The 20,088-nt window shown below is 69.6% G+C and carries 16 protein-coding genes and 1 tRNA gene; 12 read left to right on the top strand and 5 right to left on the bottom strand.

The features are described 5' to 3' along the window. A partial coding sequence (locus KDK95_RS00840; RefSeq protein WP_212515978.1) for a 5'-methylthioadenosine/S-adenosylhomocysteine nucleosidase family protein occupies nt 1-1,140 on the bottom strand: 1,140 nt, incomplete at its 3' end. Nucleotides 1,141-1,312: 172 nt separating this feature from the next. Here KDK95_RS00840 and KDK95_RS00835 point away from each other — a divergent pair. The 4 genes from KDK95_RS00835 to KDK95_RS00820 all read left to right on the top strand — a co-directional run bounded on the left by KDK95_RS00835 (nt 1,313) and on the right by KDK95_RS00820 (nt 6,258). Next, nucleotides 1,313-1,873, top strand: a complete 561-nt coding sequence (locus KDK95_RS00835) for an SLATT domain-containing protein (RefSeq protein WP_212515977.1) — start codon at nt 1,313-1,315, stop codon at nt 1,871-1,873. Nucleotides 1,874-1,928: 55 nt separating this feature from the next. Further along, a complete protein-coding gene (locus tag KDK95_RS00830) occupies nt 1,929-3,404 on the top strand; it encodes a 5'-methylthioadenosine/S-adenosylhomocysteine nucleosidase family protein (RefSeq protein ID WP_212515976.1) in 1,476 nt (491 codons plus the stop codon). A 362-nt stretch (nt 3,405-3,766) separates the two neighbouring features. Continuing rightward, the gene (locus tag KDK95_RS00825; protein ID WP_212515975.1) at nt 3,767-5,857 is read left to right on the top strand and encodes a hypothetical protein; all 2,091 of its coding nucleotides are present in this window, start codon (nt 3,767-3,769) and stop codon (nt 5,855-5,857) included. Beyond that, a complete protein-coding gene (locus KDK95_RS00820) occupies nt 5,854-6,258 on the top strand; it encodes a hypothetical protein (protein WP_212515974.1) in 405 nt (134 codons plus the stop codon). Before KDK95_RS00825 ends, KDK95_RS00820 begins: the two co-directional genes overlap by 4 nt. A gap of 248 nt (nt 6,259-6,506) precedes the next feature. Here KDK95_RS00820 and KDK95_RS00815 read toward each other — a convergent pair whose 3' ends face one another. From KDK95_RS00815 to dnaN, 3 genes are all read right to left on the bottom strand, one after another. Further along, nucleotides 6,507-7,331, bottom strand: a complete 825-nt coding sequence (locus KDK95_RS00815) for an SAM-dependent methyltransferase (protein ID WP_212515973.1) — start codon at nt 7,329-7,331, stop codon at nt 6,507-6,509. A gap of 204 nt (nt 7,332-7,535) precedes the next feature. Beyond that, complete coding sequence (locus KDK95_RS00810; protein ID WP_212515972.1) at nt 7,536-7,946, bottom strand: GNAT family N-acetyltransferase; 411 nt, start codon at nt 7,944-7,946, stop codon at nt 7,536-7,538. Nucleotides 7,947-8,093: 147 nt separating this feature from the next. Beyond that, the gene (gene dnaN / locus KDK95_RS00805) at nt 8,094-9,299 is read right to left on the bottom strand and encodes a DNA polymerase III subunit beta (RefSeq protein WP_212515971.1); all 1,206 of its coding nucleotides are present in this window, start codon (nt 9,297-9,299) and stop codon (nt 8,094-8,096) included. Between the two features lie 320 nt (nt 9,300-9,619). Between dnaN and KDK95_RS00800 the strand changes: the two genes are divergently transcribed. Further along, nucleotides 9,620-10,207, top strand: a complete 588-nt coding sequence (locus KDK95_RS00800) for a helix-turn-helix domain-containing protein (protein ID WP_212515970.1) — start codon at nt 9,620-9,622, stop codon at nt 10,205-10,207. Continuing rightward, complete coding sequence (locus KDK95_RS00795) at nt 10,204-11,469, top strand: MFS transporter (RefSeq protein WP_212515969.1); 1,266 nt, start codon at nt 10,204-10,206, stop codon at nt 11,467-11,469. Before KDK95_RS00800 ends, KDK95_RS00795 begins: the two co-directional genes overlap by 4 nt. A gap of 33 nt (nt 11,470-11,502) precedes the next feature. Here the strand turns inward: KDK95_RS00795 and KDK95_RS00790 are convergent. Further along, nucleotides 11,503-11,585: transfer RNA gene (locus KDK95_RS00790), tRNA-Leu, on the bottom strand. 242 nt (nt 11,586-11,827) lie between these two features. Here KDK95_RS00790 and KDK95_RS37565 point away from each other — a divergent pair. From KDK95_RS37565 to pknB, 6 genes are all read left to right on the top strand, one after another. Next, nucleotides 11,828-12,658, top strand: coding sequence for an FHA domain-containing protein (locus KDK95_RS37565; RefSeq protein ID WP_212515968.1), 831 nt, complete (start codon nt 11,828-11,830; stop codon nt 12,656-12,658). 46 nt (nt 12,659-12,704) lie between these two features. Continuing rightward, the gene (locus tag KDK95_RS00780) at nt 12,705-13,199 is read left to right on the top strand and encodes an FHA domain-containing protein FhaB/FipA (protein WP_212515967.1); all 495 of its coding nucleotides are present in this window, start codon (nt 12,705-12,707) and stop codon (nt 13,197-13,199) included. Nucleotides 13,200-13,333: 134 nt separating this feature from the next. Beyond that, nucleotides 13,334-14,989 carry a PP2C family protein-serine/threonine phosphatase gene (locus tag KDK95_RS00775; protein WP_212515966.1) on the top strand — a complete coding sequence of 552 codons (1,656 nt, stop codon included), beginning with the start codon at nt 13,334-13,336 and terminating at the stop codon, nt 14,987-14,989. A 47-nt stretch (nt 14,990-15,036) separates the two neighbouring features. Further along, entirely contained in the window at nt 15,037-16,521 is a 1,485-nt protein-coding gene (locus KDK95_RS00770; protein ID WP_372463236.1) for an FtsW/RodA/SpoVE family cell cycle protein, read from the top strand. Further along, nucleotides 16,518-17,996, top strand: coding sequence for a peptidoglycan D,D-transpeptidase FtsI family protein (locus KDK95_RS00765; protein ID WP_212515964.1), 1,479 nt, complete (start codon nt 16,518-16,520; stop codon nt 17,994-17,996). Before KDK95_RS00770 ends, KDK95_RS00765 begins: the two co-directional genes overlap by 4 nt. 141 nt (nt 17,997-18,137) lie before the next feature. Next, nucleotides 18,138-20,069: a Stk1 family PASTA domain-containing Ser/Thr kinase gene (pknB, locus tag KDK95_RS00760; RefSeq protein ID WP_372463241.1), complete on the top strand. Its 1,932-nt coding sequence runs from the start codon at nt 18,138-18,140 to the stop codon at nt 20,067-20,069. Nucleotides 20,070-20,088 lie beyond the last annotated feature (19 nt).

Here is a 20,088-nt window from a genome sequence, read left to right as displayed (position 1 = left end):
GTCGGGGGCCGTCGGCATCGGCTGCGTCTGCGGGGGGCGGGCGTGGTGCGAGAGAGGGACGTCGTCCGGCTCGGCCTGCCGTAGCAACTCCAGCGCGAAGCGCGCGGCGCTGCGCGCGGCCAGCGGCTGGTGCTCGGCGTCGTCCTCGGGGTTCTTCCCGAGCCCGAAGTCGGAGACCGAGCGCACGACCAAGGCAGCGACGCCCTGGTTCGACGCCGCCTTGCTGAAGCCGTAGGACTCCATGTCCAACGCCAGCGCGCGCCCGAACCGGCCAGCCAGGAGCTCTTCGAGCTGCGAATCTGCGGACCCGGCCGCCACCTTGCCGCCGGAGACAATCTGCCCGAAGCTCACGCGCGGGCCGCCCGCCTGACGCCAGATGCGCGCCTGCTCTCTGGCCAGTTCCACGAGCGGGCGCGGGGCGTTGACCGGGTCGCCGCCCGGCACGTACTTCGAGGTGCCGTCGGCCGCGACGGTGTCCTTGCCCAGATCGTAGGTGTCGACGTGCTCGGCGACGACGATGTCGCCGATCCGCTGGTCCGCGCGCTTGAGGCCACGCCCGACGCCGACGAACAGCATCAGGTGCGGCAGCAGTTCGTGCGCCGCCTCGGTGGTCAGGTCCGCGGCGGGCACGTCGCCCGGCCCGCTCTGCACCAAGTAGACGCGCCAGTCGACGTACTCGCCGTGCACGCTCCCGCGGCGCCAGCGTCTGCCGCTGCGCAGCTTGCCCGGGTGCCGGTCCGTGAGCTGTTCGAGTACGGCGTCGTACTCGGTGTCCACAGCCGTTAGCACGACGGCGGTCATCTTCTGCCGGGGCGCATGCGATGCGGAGGCCTGCCAGCGCGCCGCGTCGGGGGCCGAGGGCTCGGCGGGCCGGTCGAATGCCGCCGCGACCCGCAGCGCCGCGGCCCGGGTCTGGACCCCGGGGGCGTCCATGTTCGCCGACCACAGCACGGCGCGGCCCTCCCGGCGCGAGAGCGCCAGGCCCGTGGCCTCCAACTCGGCGAGCGCCGCGGCCGCGGTAGTCGGCGAGACGCCCATTGCGCGCGCGACGCGGCGACCGCTGACCGGCGTCTTGAGGCCTATCAGCGCCTGCAGGGCGGCTCGCGAGCGCTCGTTCGCGGGCGGTAGCGGTTCGTTCACGAATCCAGGATGACACGACCACCCAAGCGAGGTAAAGTGCATTGTCCAGAGTTGGACGATTGGCGTACTTGCTGTTCAGGTGATGCTTCCCGGTTCGGCTAGCTGCACTGCTAGTAGGTCGAGGATCTCTTCAAGTGGCCCGCGGTCGCGGGCAGAGGAAGGCGGTGGGGCGGTGGAGCAGGATCACGGGTCGGATGCGCACCACGACGGTCAGGACGGCCGGTGGCTGTTTGTGCGCAGCGAGGTCGACCGGCAACTCGAAGTGTTCGCGCGGCGGCGGCGCAGGGACAAACGCAAGGCGTTCGGCCTGCAGACGGCTACGGTGACGTTGTCGGCGACGGTCACGGTGCTGCTGGGGCTGCGCACCTCGGACGCCGCGCGCACCTGGCTGCTTAACATTGCGCTGGTGCTTGGAGCGGCGATCACGGTGCTGGCCGCGATGGAGGCGTTCTTCAGCCACCGCCGGATGTGGGTGCTGCGCACCGTCACGGTGCGGCGGCTCGAGTCCCTGTCCCGGCAGGTAGCCTTCCATATGGCCGATGCCGGCACGGCGCGCGCGGACGCCGCGGCGCTGTCCGCGTGCCTGGCCGAGCTCGACGCGATCATCGCGGACGATGTGAAAGCATGGCAGCACCTGCACGAAGCGCCGCCCGAGGCCGCGAGCCGCCGTCCGTACGACGCGCCGGAGCCCACCGCCCCCGCCGTGCCGGAGGAGCAGGCGGGTATCGAATGACGACCACTGACACGGCTTGCCGGGCACGACGACGCTGCGAATGCGGAAGGGCGCGATGACGAGGTCCGAGAAGATCGTCGTGCTCACGGCGCTGTCGCTGGAGGCGGCCGCGGTGCGCGCCCACCTGCCGGGTGCGCAGCGGCACGACCTGAAGCCGACAGGAACCATCGTCGAGCAAGCCGAACTGGCAGGCACCGGCTTCACCATCTGCCTGGTGCAGACCGGCCCCGGCATCGGGCAGGCCGCGGTCGTCGCGGAGCGGGTCATTGCCTGGGCCAATCCGACGGCCGTAATCTTCGTCGGCATCGCTGGCGGCCTCAAAACCGACATCGAACTCGGCGACGTCGTCGCGGCCACTGAGGTGCAGTACTACCCCGGAGGCAAGGACACCACCGAGCGGTTCTACCCACGGCCGGAGACCTGGCACACGGCGCACCGGCTGACCCAGGTCGCCCAGTACGTCGAGGCGCACGCCTCGTGGCGCAGGTTCCTGCAGCAGGACGGCACCGCCACACTGCCCGAGATCCATTTCAAGCCGGTCGCGTCTGGGGATGTGGTCAAGGACACCGACGCCTCGGAGTTGGCGGAGCTGCTGAGAACCAACTACAGCGCGGCGGCTGCCATCGAGATGGAGGCGGCCGGGGTCGCGCGCGCCGCCCAGCACGCTGGCGTCGAACTGCTGGTGATCCGTGGCATCAGCGACCGGTCCGACGGGACCAAGCAGGCCAGCGACGCCGACGGCGGGCAAAAGCGCGCCGCCCAGCACGCCGCCGCGTTCGCCATCGGTGTGATTGCGGGGCTTCCCGCCCCCGACCCCGGGCACGGACTGGGCACCGCATCGGCCGATACCCCGCAGCCGGCACCGGTCGCGCGTCCTGACTGGGCCGTGCTTAGCCAGGCTCCGGCACTCACCTGGCGCAGCGGCCTGCAACGGCCCTACGGCACCGAGCCGCCGACGCTGGAGGTGCACCTGGTGCCAGTAGGCACCGACGCGCGGCTGCCGATGGCGAAGGTCCAGGCGGCGTGGGACGAGCTCGTCACCCTCGGACGTGGCCGCGGGCAGTTCGCCCAGAGCGAGGCTGTGGACGGCCACTCCGATGCGCAGGGCGCGGTCGCCTTCGTGCGTGCGCTGCGCGGCAGCGGGAACACCGGGCTGGCGCTGCTGCGCACCGGGCAGCGCAGCACCTGGGAGGCGCTGCCAAAGACTGGCCCCATGACCGGCACGTCGATCTTCGACCCACGGCATCTGGAGACGCGCATCGCGGCGCTGCTGGAACTGGTGCTCGCCATCGACGCGCCGCTGCCGGACCGGGTTGTGCCGGTCGCGGCGATCGAGCCGGCGATGCTGGTTACGCGCTCCACGGTGGGCGCCGTGCACACCGGGGCGGTCACGATCAGGCCGTACGACACGCCGGTGCGCACCGAGGCGACGGAGTCGATCGGCACGGACGCGCTGCAGCACTGCATCGAGCAGGTCGCCGAGGAACTCGCGGCGCAGCTGGACCAAGCCTTCGACAGACCTCGCCGATAATCTTGAAGGGCGTGACCGGATAGCAGAAAGGCTGCGGATGCCGCTCGTTCCACTCCCGGCCTGCGCGACCCCCTTCCTGCAGGTCGACGGCAGGCAGGTCTCAATCCTTGGACAACTTCCCGCTCAAATGGACCTATCTGATATGGTGTTAGGACGTCATCTTTGATGTGGCGTACCGCCCCTTCTTTAGCGCTGCGGCCCTGAAGGAGGCGCCGATGGTCCTCGGAACCGTCGCGGTACGAACCTCATGGGTGTCGCCAAAGCACCGGGCACCGAGTGTCCCCGGCGCGGACAGCGAGTGCGTGGGCCCCGATGGCTCCGCTGCACGCGGACTTCCGGGACGCCCTTGAAAGGTCTCTCCAATGACCGTCAATTCCGTTACTGTCGCCGCGAACACGGCTGATGACCCGCGTGACAACCTCGAAGCCGAGGCGGCCGAAGCGCCGCTGCAGCTGATCCCCGTGGCGACTGCCACCACTACGGATGGCACACCGACGCTGCGCGTGATCGACCCCCGGTCTGCCGCTAAGGCCGCGGCGGCGCTCGACGGCCTCGCCGGCGTCGATCTCGATGAGGACACGCTCCGACGGCTGGCCATGTCCTGCGTGGAAGCCAACGGGTTCCACGTCACCCGCCACCGGGCCGGGACTGGGTGGCTCTCGATCATCGACACCCGGCAGTTCGTCACGCTCTTCACGCTGACCCCGAGTAACGACCGACTCGGGGATCAGCTAATCTACGCCGCCGACCCCTCCTTCGACGCCAAGACGGTGAAGGACGGCCGACGGATCGGGCACATCGCGGTCCCGATGCCGGAGTCGGACGGCACGCACGCGAAGCTGGTCTACACGGCCAGCAAGGACACACTGCTGGAGGCCACGGACCGCAACTGCCAGGCCGTTCGCAAAGATAACCCGCAGCACGATATCGGCCCCGACATCATCCACCGCTCGCTGACCACGGTTTTCACCAACCTGCGATACGTCGGAGGGCTCAATGACCTGGAGCAGGTCAGCGTAGATGGCAACAGCCGGCTCGCGAGTGCCTACGCACAGATCAAGGTCGACCCGAACTGGCTGCCTCAGCGGCTGCGCAAGCAGTACCAGGACCAGGACCAGCGCCCGACGCTGCTGCCTTCCATGCTGATGAGCTGCGACCTCAACGAGCGGCGCGACCTGACCCGCAAGATCATCAAGGCGAACGAGGACCGGCTCGCCCTCCCACCGCGCGCGACGCTCAAGGATCTGAAAGAGCGCAACGCAGCCGTATGCGCGCTCAACGCTCTCACCGCGCCGGTCCAGGTAATCGTCGGCTACGAGGACGACGACCCCGGGAGCTACGGGATGTCGCGCTTCGCCTCGGCCGTGCGCTCGCTGCTGGTGCGGATGAACGTCGGGGTGAAGACGTTCGACACCGGGGCCCAGAACGCGGTCATCGCCGAGGAGATCGTCCTCGCGGCGCAGCAGACCGGGCACTTCGGCTACGACGAGGTCGAACTGCTCATCGGCCGGGAAGACGTCTCCGAGGTCATGAAGGCGTACGGCCTCGACCCCGACCTGCGAGACCTGCGCGCGATGATGGTCGTCTACTTCTGCGCGCAGAACTCCTCCAAACTGAACAAGGCGATGCGCGAGAAGTTCGGCAAACGGAAGGTGATGCTCCCACACCGCTCCGCCGTCGCCAGCGAGTTGGTCCTGCGCTCCTACGGCGCTGTCCTGAGCCCTTACGAACTTGAGCGCGCCCGCACCGCGCTCAACTCCGGCTGTATCTGGCAGTCGCTGGTCGACCAACCCTGGCAGGCCAGGAAGGTCAACGACGATCGTTCCGTCGATGCGGTGCTGAAACGCGCCCTCAGGGAACTGAACCCGGTCGGTGAGAAGGAGGTCGTTACCGGGGAGCCCGGCAGCCACGCCCGGCTGCTCGGAGTGCTCGGTATGGTGGCCCTGGTCGTCGGTGGCGGGCTGACCAGTCCCAAGGGCTCCAGCGAGAAGGAGGTCGGCGACCTCATCGACCGCTCGAGCGTCGCGAGCATCGTCGAGAAGCTAACGTCCTTCCCTTGGGGCCTGCGCATGCTGGCCGAGAACATTAAGCGGAATCGTGCCGGCATCCCACTGCTCGGGATCCAGGTCCCCGACGGGACCACCGATATCGAGACCTTCGACGACCCGACGGCCTCGGTGACCGCGCGCGACGCCCGCCTGCGCCACGCGGTGCGCGTCGCGGTGCAGGGCAGCGCCGGGAAGACCGCGGCCTCGGACGAGGAGAACGCCTTCAATGAACTGTGCAGCAAGATTCTGCTGGCTGACGAAGCGTTCCAGAACTACCGGGTGATCCGCAACCAGGATCCCTCCCCGGCTCTGCTGCCGTTCCATCAGACCGACGGGCCGATCAAGAAGCTCGAGGCGATGGCCAAGGCGCTGAACCGGATGACCGCGGAGGACGACGAGCAGTGAGCACTCCGACCTGGGACGGGGTCGTCCCTATGACCAGATCCCGATACCTCTACCTCGCCGATCTCGCCGGGGATAACCTCCTGGTCAGCCGACCCATCGCCCACAATGTGAACATGCCCTACGACGGCGACGAGGAAAAGGCGGTCTACGTAGTGGCCAACCGCGACGGCCTCGCTTGCTACGCCGGCCAGACCCGACCCAGCAGGTCCTGGACCGGGGCGGCGGGCATCCGGCTCAAGCAGCACTTGGCGGAGCGGTCCAAGCGCGACGAGTGGGACACCTTCTGGGTACTCCCCCTGAAGTGGTCCACAAAGCCCGCCATCATCGACTGGTATGAACGAACCGTCGCGACGCGCCTGATGCTGCCACTTCGCCACCACCGAGGCGGCACGGTTATTTAGGGAGTACACCTGTGCGGGCGGTCCGCCGACGGCAGACCGCCCCTCGCGCGTGGGCTGCATCGGCCTTCTGTTTCTGACGGATGGCCGTGCGGAGCGAGGCTCCGCACGGCCATCCGCTTCTGGGAACTGACACCCGACGCGGACTGATCAAGATGACACGGAACGCGGACTCGGCGAAACATGCAGCTCACAAAGTCGGCATCTGACACCGAATCGCGGATCCTACATCAGAGGTCTGTCAGCGCCGTCTAGGAGCTGCGTCCCACGCCGGCGAAGGTGGAGTAGCGGGTGACGTCGCCGCCGAGGGGGTCGTCTTCGAGCTCTGAGGGCTCGGGGCGCCAGAGGATGACGTCGGTGAGCCCGGGCTCGAGCAGCTCCCAGCCGGCGGCGAGTTCCTGGATGCGGGCGCGGTCGCGGGGGACGATGCCGTGGCTCGCCTGGGTGTAGACCTTGGTGATGCCGCCGGTATCGGCGGGTCGGTACTCGTTGGTGCCGTGGCTGAAGACGAAGTAGCTGCCGGGCGCGACGGCTTGGCGGTAGGCGGCGACGATGCCGGCGGGGTCGTCGCTGTCGGGGACGAAGTGCAGGGTCATCAGCATCAGGACGGCGACGGGCCGGCTGAAGTCCAGCTGAGCGGTCACCTCGGGGCTGGAGAGCACCGACTCGGGGTCGCGGAGATCTGCTTGGACGTAGGTGGCCTGCGGGTCGTCGGCGAGCAGCGCGCGGCCGTGCGCATAGGCGACGGCGTCGCAGTCCACGTACACGGTGCGGGCCTCGGGCAGTACGGACTCGGCGATCTCGTGGACGTTGCCGGACGTCGGGATTCCCGAGCCCAGGTCGAGGAACTGGTCCACGCCCTGCTCGGCGAGGAACGTCACGGCACGGCGCAGGAACGCGCGGTTGGCCCGGCACATGTAGGGCGTCTCGGGCCACGCCTTCAGCGCCTGCTCGGCCAGTTCCCGGTCCGCGGCGAAGTTGTGCGAGCCGCCGAGGTAGTAGTCGTACATCCGCGCCGCGGACGGGGTCTCCAGGTCGATGATGTCCGGCGCCCACTCCGGTCGGTACGTCCCCATGCCGGATTCCCCTATTCAGTCAGAGCCCTCACGTAGCGCGTGCGGCGCACAGTGCTGATCGTGCGCGACCGCGTCACCCGCGCGCAAGTAGCGCGCCTCAGATGAGGATCTTCATGAATTCCGACGTCTCCGGGACGGTGGCTGGGCGGAGTGGTCTGCGCCACCGTTCCGGGCAGGGGGGCGGGGCCGCGAGGGCCCGCGATACTACGGCGTCCCGGGAGCGAGATTCGGGGGAGAGGCCACGAACTTGGGCTCCTCGTGGTGCAGCAGGCGCATCGTGCGGTCGGCCGCCACGAGGGAGTTGACCGCTCCCAGCTCTCCGGGCTGCGGCTTGCGCGCCACATCCAGGTAGTCCGGGTGCAGGTCCACCCAGCGCCGCACGAAGGGGCACAGCGCGATCGCCGAGTGCCCCTCGGCCCGCGCGTCGTCCAGGACCCGACGCACCAGCATCGAGCCGATGCCCAGGTCGCGCCGCTCCGGATCGACCTCGACGTGCGGCAGGAGGACCGTGTCGCGCACCTGGATGCTGCTCGCGAAACCGATCCGCACGCCGTCCACGTACGCGGCGTACCGAGCGCGCTCCTCGCGCTCGTCCCTGATCTCCATGGTCGTCATGCCGGATACCGCCTTCCCTCGACTCACGGGATAGACCGCCCGCCTACGAGCATGCAACAACCTTCCGGCCCGCACCATGCCCATAGAGCCGAGTGGGGGTCACGGGCAAGCCGGACGGATGCGGTGATCCCCACCGGCGGCATCGATCTAACTCTGCGTAGATGCACGGACTGGGATGAACAGATAGCGGAACTGCGCGTCTGGCTCGCCGCCAGCCTCGCCGCCCGCCTCGCCGTCGGGCGCGGCCACGCCGGTCAGGACCACGGGACGGACCTTCTCCGGGTACGTCAGCTGCGCGTAGGGAGTGCCGAGGCAGCCGAGGCCGTCGATCAGGTACGCCGGGTTCACGGCGATGACGACGGGCTCGTCCGCGTCGTAGATCGCCTCGATCGTGGCTCTGGCCAGGGCTTGGTCACCTGAGCCGGCGACGACGGCGACCTGGCCGGTGGCGAACTCGAGGCGGACGGGCGTGTTGCGTTCCGCGACCAGCGCCACCGCCTTGATCGCTTCGAGCAGCGGGGCGACCTCGACGACGGCGCGGCCTGCGGGGTGCTCGGGGAAGAGTTGGGCGTAGCGGATGAAGGAACCGTCGAGCTGCCGCAGAGTCACTTCCAGCCCGGGCGAGATGAGGCCCAACAGGCCGTCGCCGAGGCCGAGGCCGATCTGCTGGTCCGGCTCGAAGAGACGCGCCGCGTCGAGGAGCGTGCGAGCCGGCACGAGCGCGGCGGCCTCGGCCGATCCCGCTGCCGGCGGCTCCGAAGGCTGCGGCTCCGAGATCCGGGGGTCCGAGGACTGGGGGTCGGAGGGGTGCCACGGTAGGTCTCGTACGGCGAGCCGGTAGCGGTCGGTGGAGACCAGGCGCAGGGATTCTGGGCCGAATTCGAGGCGGACGCCGGTAAGGAACGGGAGAGTCTCGTCGCGGTCGGCGGCCAGTGCCGTCTGGCCGGCGGCCGAAACGAGTGCTGCGGCATGGACGCTCCCGATAGTGCCCGGCGTCTCGGGAAGGGACGGGTATTCCTTGAGCGGCATGCTGGTCAGCGTGTAGCTGTAGGTGCCGCAGACGAGGAGCATGCGGGCTCCGTCCGTCGTCAGCGTCACGGGGAGCTTCGGCAGAGCCCGGACGATGTCGGCGAGCAGGCGCCCGGAGACCAGCACGGAGCCCGGCTCGCCGACGGTGGCGGACGCGCTCGCCCGGACGGCGAACTCGAAGTCGAAGGCGCAGGCGTGCAGTGCTCCCTCCTCGGCGCGCAGCGACAGCCCGGCGAGGACTGGGGACGCGGGACGGCTCGCGAGGGCTTTCGCGGCCCTGTTGATCAACTCGTGGAACGGTGCGTACTCGATCTCGACCTTCATGGACTCCCCTTCCAACTGCCGGTGAGAGGAAGTCTGCCTGGACCTTCCGACAGTGACCTTGATCACGATCGGCGATCCGGCCGTCCTTAGCGCAGAGAGTTTTTTGCAAAATCCATCTTTGCAAAAAGTTCTTTGCGATTTAGCGTGGAAGGGTGGACGAAGCCGAGAGCACTTCCCCGAACCGGTCCGAGTCGCTGGCCTGGCCGCCGGCTGCGCCGCCTGGCGGGTGGGGGTCCTGGTACGACCCCTCGTCGGACATCCTGCTCACGCCGCGGAGGCTGCGCGGGCTGACGCATCCGATCCGGGTTCGGCTGCTGACGATGCTGCAGGACGACGGGCCGGCGACGGCGTCGCAGCTCGGGCGGCGGTTGGGGCACTCCAGTGGGGTGACGAGCTACCACCTGCGGGTTCTGGCGGATCTCGGCTTCGTCGAGGACGACACGGAGCGCAGCAACGGGCGGGATCGGTGGTGGCGGTCGGCATATCGGATCGCGGGGTTCACGGTTCGGTCGCCCGATGATCCCGGCGACGCGGAGAACGTGGACCTCGTGACGCAGTACATGCGCGCGTGCGTGGAGACGTTCCACAAGCGCATGGTCGATTACGTCGACAGCCTCGCGGTGCGGGTCGACGAGCTGCCGACGCTGCCGTGGACCTTCGACGACCAGCCGGTCGCGCTCACCGAGGACGAGGCGCGGCAATTGGCTTGGGACATCAGGAACCTGGTCGGCCGTTACCACCGGGAACGCGGGCGCAAGGACGTGCCGGCGGACGCCGTGCGCGCCTACTTCCAGTTCCAGCTCTTGCCGGACGACTTGCCGGACGACCTGCCAGAAGACCTGCCTGACGGCCTGTCAGACGATCCGCGGGATGGCCTTCCGGCACCTGAAGACGGCGAGTCCCCATGAGGCGCCGGGGGCCCTTCGCCGCGCTGCTGGCCTCGTGCGCCGTCTCGGTGGCCGGGACCTCAATGTCGGCCATCGCAGTTCCGTGGCTGGTCCTGAGCACCAGCGGCAGCGCGGCGAAGACCGGCGTCGTCGCGTTCGCGCAGATGGGGATGTACGTCCTCGTCCAGATGCTGTCCGGGCCGGTGGTCGACCGCGTCGGGCTTCGCCGCTCATTCGTCATCGGCAACTCGCTCGCGGCCGTGGCGGTCGGCGCGATCCCGGTGGCGCTGGCGGCCGGCGTGCTCGGTTTTCCCGTCCTCATTGCGCTCGTCGCCGTGGCCGGTGCGGTTCGTGGTGCGGCGGACACGGCGAACGGCGCGCTGGTGCCGATGACGGCACAGGCTGGCGGCGTCGACTTGGAACGTGCGTCCGGCCTCTACTCCAGTGCGCGAGGGGTGGCGCAACTGATCGGGGCACCACTTGCCGGTGTCATGGTCGCCGCGTTCGGCCCGGCATCGGCGATATCCGTGGACGCGGTCACGTTCGCGGTAGCCGCCGCCGCTGTCGCAATCTGGATACGACTTCCGGAGCCGAAGGCTGCCGAGACTGAGGGCGAATCCGAGCTGTCCGCCGTGAAGAGATACTGCCGCGAACTCGCGCAGGGTGCTCGGTTCGTGCGCGGGGACCGGCTGCTGCTCGGGCTCATCAGCATGATCGCCCTGTCCAATCTCCTGGACCAGGGCTTTCAGGAGGTCATGCTTCCGGTGTGGGCCCGCCGCGAGGTCGGGTCGGCGACCGCGCTCGGCGTCATCGGCGCCGCCGGCGCGATCGCGGCGCTCTCCGGCAACTTCATCGCCACCTGGATCGGCACGAGGCTGTCCCGGCGCACGATCTACAGCTGGGGCTATCTGATCAGCGGCGCGCCGCGTCTGGTCGTCATCGCGCTGACGACGGCGCTCGCTCCGGTCGTCGGCGTCGTCCTGGTCACGGAGATGTTCGGCGGATCGCTGAACCCCGCGATCGGCGCGACGCAGTACGAACGCATCCCCGAGCACCTGCGGGCGCGGGTGCTCGGGCTCACCAGGGCCAGCGCGTGGGTGGGCATCCCCTTCGGGGCGCTGCTCGGCGGATACCTGGTCCAGGCCTCCGGCCTGCGCGAAGCCGTCTTCGCGTTCGCCGGGGCCTACCTGCTCACCACGCTGGCGCCGTTCGTCTTCCCGGTCTGGAGGCAGATGCGCCGGCCGAGCCCGGAGCCGGAACGCGAAGAGGCCCGGTCGATGTGATCTTGATCACATCGACCGGGCCTCGACCCAGAGTGCGCGAGGGGGGAGTTGAACCCCCACGCCCTTGCGGGCACTGGAACCTGAATCCAGCGCGTCTGCCATTCCGCCACTCGCGCAACGAGGAAAAAGATAGCACGCTCCCCCGGCGTTCCCCCAAATCGGTTATCGACGGCCGAGGCCGGGAACCCCTTTCGGCAGAGCCCGGCTCGCGCCGGGCCGCCGATCCGCGCCACCATGATGGCCATGGGGCGCGCACAGCACCGCCTGACCTCGATACGATCGTGGGGATGGCGACCGCCGGACGCGGACCTGGCGCACGGTGGAAGCCGAGTGGTTTTCACAGAGGGAGTAGGTAGCCGTGGGAGTTCTCCAGCGCTTTGAGCGACGCCTCGAAGGCCTGGTCAACGGCGCCTTCGCGAAGGCCTTCAAGTCCGAGGTCCAGCCGGTGGAGATCGCCAGCGCCCTGCAGCGCGAGTGCGACGACCGGGCGGCCCCGGTGAGCCAGGGCCGCGTCATGGTGCCGAACGACTTCACCGTGGAACTCGGCGCGCACGACTACGAGCGCCTCGCCACGTACGCCGGGCCGCTGTCCGCCGAACTCGGCGAACTGCTGCAGGAGCACGGCCGCGAGCAGCGCTACATGTTCGTCGGGCCGGTCGAGGTGAAGTTCGAGCGCGTCCAGGACCTGAGCACCGGGATGTTCCGGATCCGCTCGCAGGCGCTGGCCGGCGTGGTGCAGATGCAGGGATACCCGCCGCAGGCGCAGGGCTACGGCGCGCCGCAGCAGGGCTACCCGCAGGCCGCCCCGCCGATGCCGCCGCAGCAGCCCTTCGGCGCCCCGCCGCAGCAGCCGCCGTTCGGCGCGCCGCAGCAGGGCGGCGGCTACCCGCCCCCGCAGCCGTCGGGCCCGGGCAGCTGCTGGGTCGAGGTCAACGGCGTGCGCCACCAGCTCGCCCGCGCGGTGACCAGTCTCGGCCGCGGCACGGACGTGGACCTGCGGATCGACGACCCCTCGGTCTCCCGGCGGCACGCCGAGATCCGGGTCGGAGTACCCTCGGTCATCTCGGACCTCGGCTCGACCAACGGAATCGTCGTGGACGACCAGCACGTGCGGCAGGCCCAGCTGCGCGACGGATCGGTGATCCACCTCGGCAACACGACCATCATCTTCCGGCAGGAAGCGCGCTAGGCTCCGTACGCCCTGCCTGTCCGACCGCTGATTGGGAGCCACCTCGATGACCGGCCTGACGATCACCGTCATGAAGCTCGGCCTGCTGGCGATACTCTGGGTGTTCGTGCTGCTCGCCCTCGGCGTGGTGCGCACCGACGTGTTCGGCGCCGGCACGCGCTCCGGCCGCGGCCGCTCGGCCGCCAAGGCCGCCCCCGCCCCGCCGGCGCAGTCCGCGGCCTCCGGCGCCCGGCCGCGGCGCGGCGGCGTGCCGACCCGGCTCGAGGTCGTCAGCGGCTCCCTGGCGGGCACCAGCGTCCCGCTGACGGGTGTTCAGATCACCCTCGGCCGCGCGCACGACTCGACCATCGTGCTCGACGACGACTTCGCCTCCAGCCGGCACGCGCGCATCTACCCGGACGCCTCCGGACAGTGGATCGTCGAGGATCTGGGTTCGACGAACGGCACGTACCTGGACCGCACGAAGATCAACGGGCCGACACCGGTACCGTTGGGCGTGCCCGTCCGGATCGGGAAGACCGCCCTCGAACTGAAGAAGTGACTAGGCTGTCCCCCCGACCACGGTCACCCCACCATGCGAAGGGCCGTTGGCGCCTCATGCCGAACCGCTAGGCTCTCGGCTACGCGGCGCACGAGCCCGCGCCCGAAGCCCCGGTTGCAGCGGAAGAAGATTCGATGAGCCTGTCCCTGCGGTACGCAGCGCGTTCGCACGTCGGCCTGATTCGCGACGGTAACGAGGACTCCGGCTATGCCAGCTCACGCCTGCTGGTGATCGCCGACGGCATGGGCGGGCAGGCAGCCGGCGAGATCGCTTCCGCCGTCGCGGTGCAGACTCTGGCAGAGCTCGATTCGCCGCATACCACGGGGCTGAGCGGGGATCCGGTGCGGGACCTCGACGACCGGGTCAAGCTGGCCAACACCAAGATCCGCGCCATCATCGCGCAGCAGCCCGAGCTCGAGGGCATGGGCACCACGTGTACGGCGCTGTTCCTGGCCGGCGGCAGCCACTTCGCCTTCGCGCACATCGGCGACTCGCGCGCCTACCGGCTGCGGGGCGGGGTGCTCGAGCAGATCTCCACCGACCACACCTGGGTGCAGCGGCTGATCGACGAGGGGCAGATCACCCCGGACGAGGCGGAGCGGCACCCGCAGCGCTCGCTGCTGATGCGCGCGCTCGGCACCACGGCAGAGGTCGACCTCGATCTGACGGTCCTTGACCTGCAGGCAGGGGACCGCTACCTGCTCTGCAGCGACGGGCTCTCCGGATTCGTACCCTTCAACACCCTCGCCTCGACGCTGACCGGCTACGGGGATCCGCACCACGCCGCCGAGACGCTGATCCAGCACGCGCTGCGCGGCGGCGGCGCGGACAACATCACCTGCATCGTGGCGGACGCCTTCGAGCAGGCGCCGCAGGGCTCGCGCCCGCCGAGCCAGGCCGAGACCCAGTACCTGGAGCTTCCGGTCGTGGTCGGCGCGGCAGCCGAGAACCAGGCGAACCTGCCGTCCTACTCGGAGTCCACCGGCCAGCCGGGCGCGAACCCGGCCGACCCGAACGCGACCGGGATGATGAACGCGGGCGCCATCCTGGCCGCCGGCGAGAACCAGAGCCCCGCCCAGCCCGACGCGCCCGTGCTGCCGGCACCGTCCGTCACCGGGGACACCGCCGAGATGGAGGCGGTCGCGGGGGACGAGCCGGAAGCGCGGCGCCGCAAACGCTGGGTCAAGCCGGCGATCGTCGGCGGAACGTGTGTCGTGCTGCTCGCGGCCGCGGCGGCCGGCGGCTACTACTACACGCAGCAGCAGTACTACGTCGGGGCCGACGGCAACGGCCACGTGGCGATCTACCAGGGCGTCGACTACTCGCTCGCCGGGATAAAACTCTCCCACGTCTACACGAGCGCGATGGTGACGGTGGCCGGGCTGCCGACCAGCGAGCAGGCGAAGGTCGACGACTCGATAACCGCGACCAGCCTGACCGACGCGAAGACCATCGTCTCGACACTCTCGGTCATGGAGAGCGAGTGCGCGGCCATAGCGGCCACGCCGACCCTCACCGCCAGCAGCTCCCCGACCGCCACCGCATCACCCTCCGCGAGTTCGACCCCGCACAGCACGGGGACCTCGACCGCCAAGGCCACCGACAAGGCGTCAACTACCGCCGCCGGCAAGGCCACCGCCTCCGCGAGTGCCCATTCCTCGTCGAGCGCCACGACCTCGGCCTCACCCACCGCAGCGCCCACGCCGAGCGTCTCGCCGTCGAGCTCGGTAAGCTCCGGTAACACCGTTTTGGGCCAACTTACCGCCGATTGCCCGGGAAGCACCGGCTGATCCGGCCTTAACCGCAGCGACAGGGACAGGGACAGGACAGGAACGCGATGTCGATGGCCGCCAGCCCGTCGGTCGGAGGCGCGGTCTCACCGCCCCCGGCCGAACCGGAGATTCCGAAGCGGCGCAACGCCGAGGCCGTACTGCTCGCCGGAGCGTGGACCGTCGGGATGTTCGCCTACGCGAACGTCGGGCTGGCCAGCTCGGCCGCCAAGCTCCCGGCGAACTACTGGACCGTCGGCGTGCTGTTCGCCGCCGTGCTGCTGGTCGCCCACCTCGCGGTGCGCTGGCTGGCACCGTACGCCGACCCGCTGCTGCTGCCGCTGGCCGCGATGATCAACGGGCTCGGCCTGGTGCTGATCTCCCGGCTCGACCCGTACAACATCGCGAACAAGCTCGCGCCCAAGGCGGGCGCGGCCGGGCAGCAGGCGATCTTCACGGTGCTCGGCGTCGCGGTGCTGGTCGCGGTGCTCTTCTTCCTGCGCGACCACAAGATCCTGCAGCGCTACGCGTACATCTCGGCGCTGGCCGGACTGATCCTGATCGCGCTGCCGGCCGTGCTGCCCGCCTCGATGTCCGAGGTCAACGGCGCGCGCAGCTGGATCAAGTTCGCCGGCCTGTCGATCCAGCCCGCCGAGTTCGGCAAGCTGCTCATGGTCAGCTTCTTCGCCGCCTACCTGCACACCAAGCGGGACACCCTCGCGCTGGCCAGCCGGAAGGTGCTCGGCGTCTACATCCCGCGCGGCCGCGACATGGGCCCGCTGGTGGTCTGCTGGGCGTTCGCGATGCTGGTGCTGATCCGGGAGACCGACCTCGGCGTCTCGCTGATGTTCTTCGGCGCGTTCGTGATCATGCTCTACCTGGCCACCGAGCGCGCCAGCTGGCTGATCTTCGGCGTCGTGATGTTCATCGGCGGCGCGGCGCTGGTCGCGATGACCTTCTCGCACGTCCAGGCGCGCTTCGACTCCTGGCTCAACCCCTTCGGCTCGGTGACCGGCAACTCGCGGCAGACCGCGCAGTCGCTGTACGCCTTCGCCAACGGCGGGCTGTTCGGCACCGGCCTGAACCAGGGCTATCCCACCCTGGTCGGCTTCGCGAACAACGCCGACTACATCATGGACACCGTCGGCGAGGAGCTCGGCCTGATCGGCCTGGCGGCCCTGCTCATCTCCTACGCGCTGTTCGTCGCCCGCGGCCTGAAGACCGCGCTGCTCGTCCGCGACCCGTTCGGCAAGCTCTTCGCCAGCGGACTCGCGGTCACCTTCGCCCTCCAGGTGTTCATCACGGCCGGCGGCGTGATGCGGGTCATCCCGCTCACCGGCCTGCCGATGCCCTTCCTGGCGGCCGGAGGTTCGGCCCTACTCGCCAACTGGATCCTGGTCGCCCTGCTGCTCAGGATCTCCGACGCGGCACGCCGGCCGCTGCCTCCGGCGCTTCCGCTCACGGCTCCGCCGAGCCTGCTCGACCCACGCTCCCCCGGCCGTACCGACGACGGGGGCAGGTACTACGGACAGGACAAGGCGGTGCGCACGTGAACCGACCGATCAAGAAAGTGGCGATCTTCTGCTTCGCCCTTTTCGCCGCGCTCTTCCTGGAAGGCAACTGGATCCAGGTCGTCAAGGCGAGCTCCTACTCGGCTCACGCGGACAACTACCGGAACACGATCTACAACTACCAGGTCCAGCGCGGCAACATCATCGTCGGCTCGACGAACGTGGCCACCTCGAAGGCCACCAGCAGCTCGACGATGAAGTACCAGCGCGTCTACTCGAACGGCTCCGAGTACGCGCCGGTGACCGGCTACTTCTCCTCGAACTACGGCACCGCGGCGCTCGAGCAGTACGAGAACACTCTGCTCAACGGCAAGGACACCCGGCTGGCCACGCAGAACTTCCTGCGCAAGGCCGAGGGCAAGAACCAGGCCGGCGGCTCCGTGGTCACCACGATCGACGCGAAGGCGCAGGACGCCGCTTACCAGGCGCTGACCGGCGAGCTCAGCTCGTCCGGCGTCGGCGCGGTGGCCGCGATCAACCCGAAGACCGGCGCGATCCTCGCCCTGGTCTCGGCGCCGAGCTACGACCCGAACAAGCTCGCCTCCCCGAGCGCGACGACGCAGAACGACTACGCGACCTCGCTGCAGAACAACGCGCTGCAGCCGGAGCTGGACCGGGCGCTGAACGAGACCTACCCGCCCGGCTCGACGTTCAAGATCGTCACCTCGGCCGCCGCGCTGACCGACGGCATCGACGGCCAGACCGTGACGCCGACGACGTCGATCTCCGGCGCACCGCTGACCACGCTCGCGCTGCCGCAGTCCACCTCGACGATCTCCAACTCGGGCGGTGAGACCTGCAACAGCGCCGTGCTGATGGACGCGTTCGCGCAGTCCTGCAACACGGTCTACGGCTACGTCGGCATGAAGCTCGGCGAGTCCAGCGTGCAGTCGATGGCCGAGTCCTTCGGGTTCAACAAGACCGGCCTCACGGTGCCGATGACCACCTCGACCTCGGTGTTCCCGAAGAACCTGAGCCAGGCGCAGCTCGCCCAGTCCTCGATCGGCCAGTTCGACGTGACGATGACCCCGCTGGAGGGCGCGATGATGGCGTCCGCGGTGGCCAACGGCGGCACGATCGAGGCGCCGTACCTGATCTCCAAGGAGCTGGACACCAGCGGGAACGTCATCGCGAGTGCCACGCCGACGACGTACTCCACGCCGATCTCCGGCTCCGTGGCGAGCGAGCTGTCCACGATGATGCAGGACGTGGTCACGAACGGAACCGCAACCAGCTTGCAGAATCTCGGCGTCTCTGTAGCGGCGAAGACCGGCACCGCCGAGCGCGGCACCGGGCAGAACCCGGTGGCGTGGATGGTCGCCTACGCGCCGGCGAACAACCCGCAGGTCGCCGTGGCCGTCATGGTGGCGGACAACAACGTGCAGCCGAGCGACGCGTTCGGCAACAGCCTGGCCGGCCCGATCGCGGCAGCCGTGATCAAGGCCGTGGTCGGGTAGCAGGAGCGCGAACTGGACAGGCGATGTGAGACCGGTCGCCGGTCGGACCGGGGGCGGCAGGCTTCCGCAGGGTCCGCCCGGCACCGGTACACTTCGCCCGATGGCAGGAATGGCCGGAACCGGCCGGGGAAGGGCTGAATGATGGAAGAGCCGCGTCGCCTGGGCAACAGGTACGAGCTCGGCGCGGTCCTGGGCCGGGGCGGAATGGCCGAGGTCTACATGGCCAGGGACATCCGGCTGGGCCGGGCCGTGGCCGTCAAGACGCTGCGCGCCGACATGGCCAGGGACGCCACCTTCCAGGCCCGTTTCCGCCGCGAGGCCCAGTCGGCCGCCTCCCTCAACCACCCCGCGATCGTCGCCGTGTACGACACCGGCGAGGACTTCATCGGCGGGGTCTCGCTGCCGTTCATCGTCATGGAGTACGTGGACGGCTCGACGCTGCGCGACCTGCTGCACTCCGGCCGCAAGTTGCTGCCCGAGCGCTCGCTGGAGATCACCGGCGGCGTGCTGCAGGCCCTGGACTACTCGCACCGCAACGGCATCGTGCACCGCGACATCAAGCCGGCGAACGTCATGCTCACCCGCGGCGGCGCGGTCAAGGTGATGGACTTCGGCATCGCCCGCGCGATGGGCGACGCCGGCATGACGATGACGCAGACCGCGGCCGTGATCGGCACCGCGCAGTACCTCTCGCCGGAACAGGCCAAGGGCGAGCAGGTGGACGCGCGCTCCGACCTCTACTCCACCGGCTGCCTGCTCTACGAGCTGCTCACCGGCCGTCCGCCGTTCATCGGCGACTCCCCGGTCGCGGTGGCCTACCAGCACGTGCGGGAGGCGCCGAACCCGCCGTCGTACTACGACCCCGAGGTCCCCCCGGTGGTCGACGCGATCGTGATGAAGGCGCTGGCCAAGCACCCGGACGAGCGCTACCAGTCCGCGGACGACATGCGCGCCGACCTCGAGCGCGCCCTCGACGGCCGCCCGGTCGCCGCCGCCCCGACGGTGGCCGCGGGCTTCGGCGCGGCGGCCGCCCCGACCACGGTGATGTCCTCCCCGTCCGGCCGCGGCTACGGAGCCGGGGGCTACGGCTCCGCGGCGGCGCAGACCCGCTACGAGCCGACGGCGTACCAGGGCTCCGAGTACGGCCAGGAGGCCCCCGAGGACGAGGTGCCGCGCTCGCGCCGGGCCGGAGCCTCCCCGGCCACCCGCGGCAAGGAGAAGGACAAGACCGGCTGGATCATCCTCGGCGTGGTCGTGGTCGTCCTCGCGGTGCTCGCGATCTTCGTCTTCAAGACGGTCTTCGCCGGCAGCAGCGCGACCACCGGCACCGTCCCGACGATCACCGGGCAGACGCTGACCCAGGCCGAGACGACGCTGAAGAACGCCGGCTACAAGCTCGGCACCTCCAACTGCGGCAGCGGGACCAGCAGCAACTCGATCAAGAGCGGCGAGATCATCTCGCAGAGCCCGGCCTCCGGCGCCTCGGCCACCCTCGGCCAGGCCGTCGGGTACTGCGTCTCGTCCGGCCCGGTGCAGTACACGCTGCCGTCCACGCTGACGAACACCAGCGGCAGCCAGACGGTCTCCACGCTGCAGTCCAAGGGCTTCACGAACGTGACGACCAAGCAGCAGACGAGCTCCTCGGTGGCCGTCGGCGACGCGATCGACATCCAGGACGCGAACGGCAAGTCGCTGCTCGGCCAGACCGAGCCCGTGACCACCCCGCTGGTCGTGGTGATCTCGGGCGGCCCGGGCACCGTGACCGTGCCGAGCGACGTGGTCAACAAGAGCTGCAGCGACGCCGACTCGGAGCTGACCGGCATGGGCCTGAGCGTCAACAGCCAGTTCACCTACGAGGCGAGCCCGTCCTTCGCGGCGAACACCGTGATCACCACGAGCCCGGCGCCGAACAGCACGGTGAACAAGGGCACGTCGATCACGATCACCTGCTCGTCCGGAGCCGGCGCCTCGGCCACCGACACGGCGACCGCGACGGCCACCCCGACCGCCACCGACTCCAGCACCGGCGGCCTGCTGGGCGGGCTCAACGGCGGCAACAACGGCAACGGCTGAGCCGGCTGCGAGGACTGGA

It is taken from the genome of Actinospica acidithermotolerans, from assembly GCF_018139625.1.
Lineage (GTDB): Bacteria > Actinomycetota > Actinomycetes > Streptomycetales > Catenulisporaceae > Actinospica > Actinospica acidithermotolerans.
This window is presented reverse-complemented; position numbering and strand designations above follow the sequence as displayed.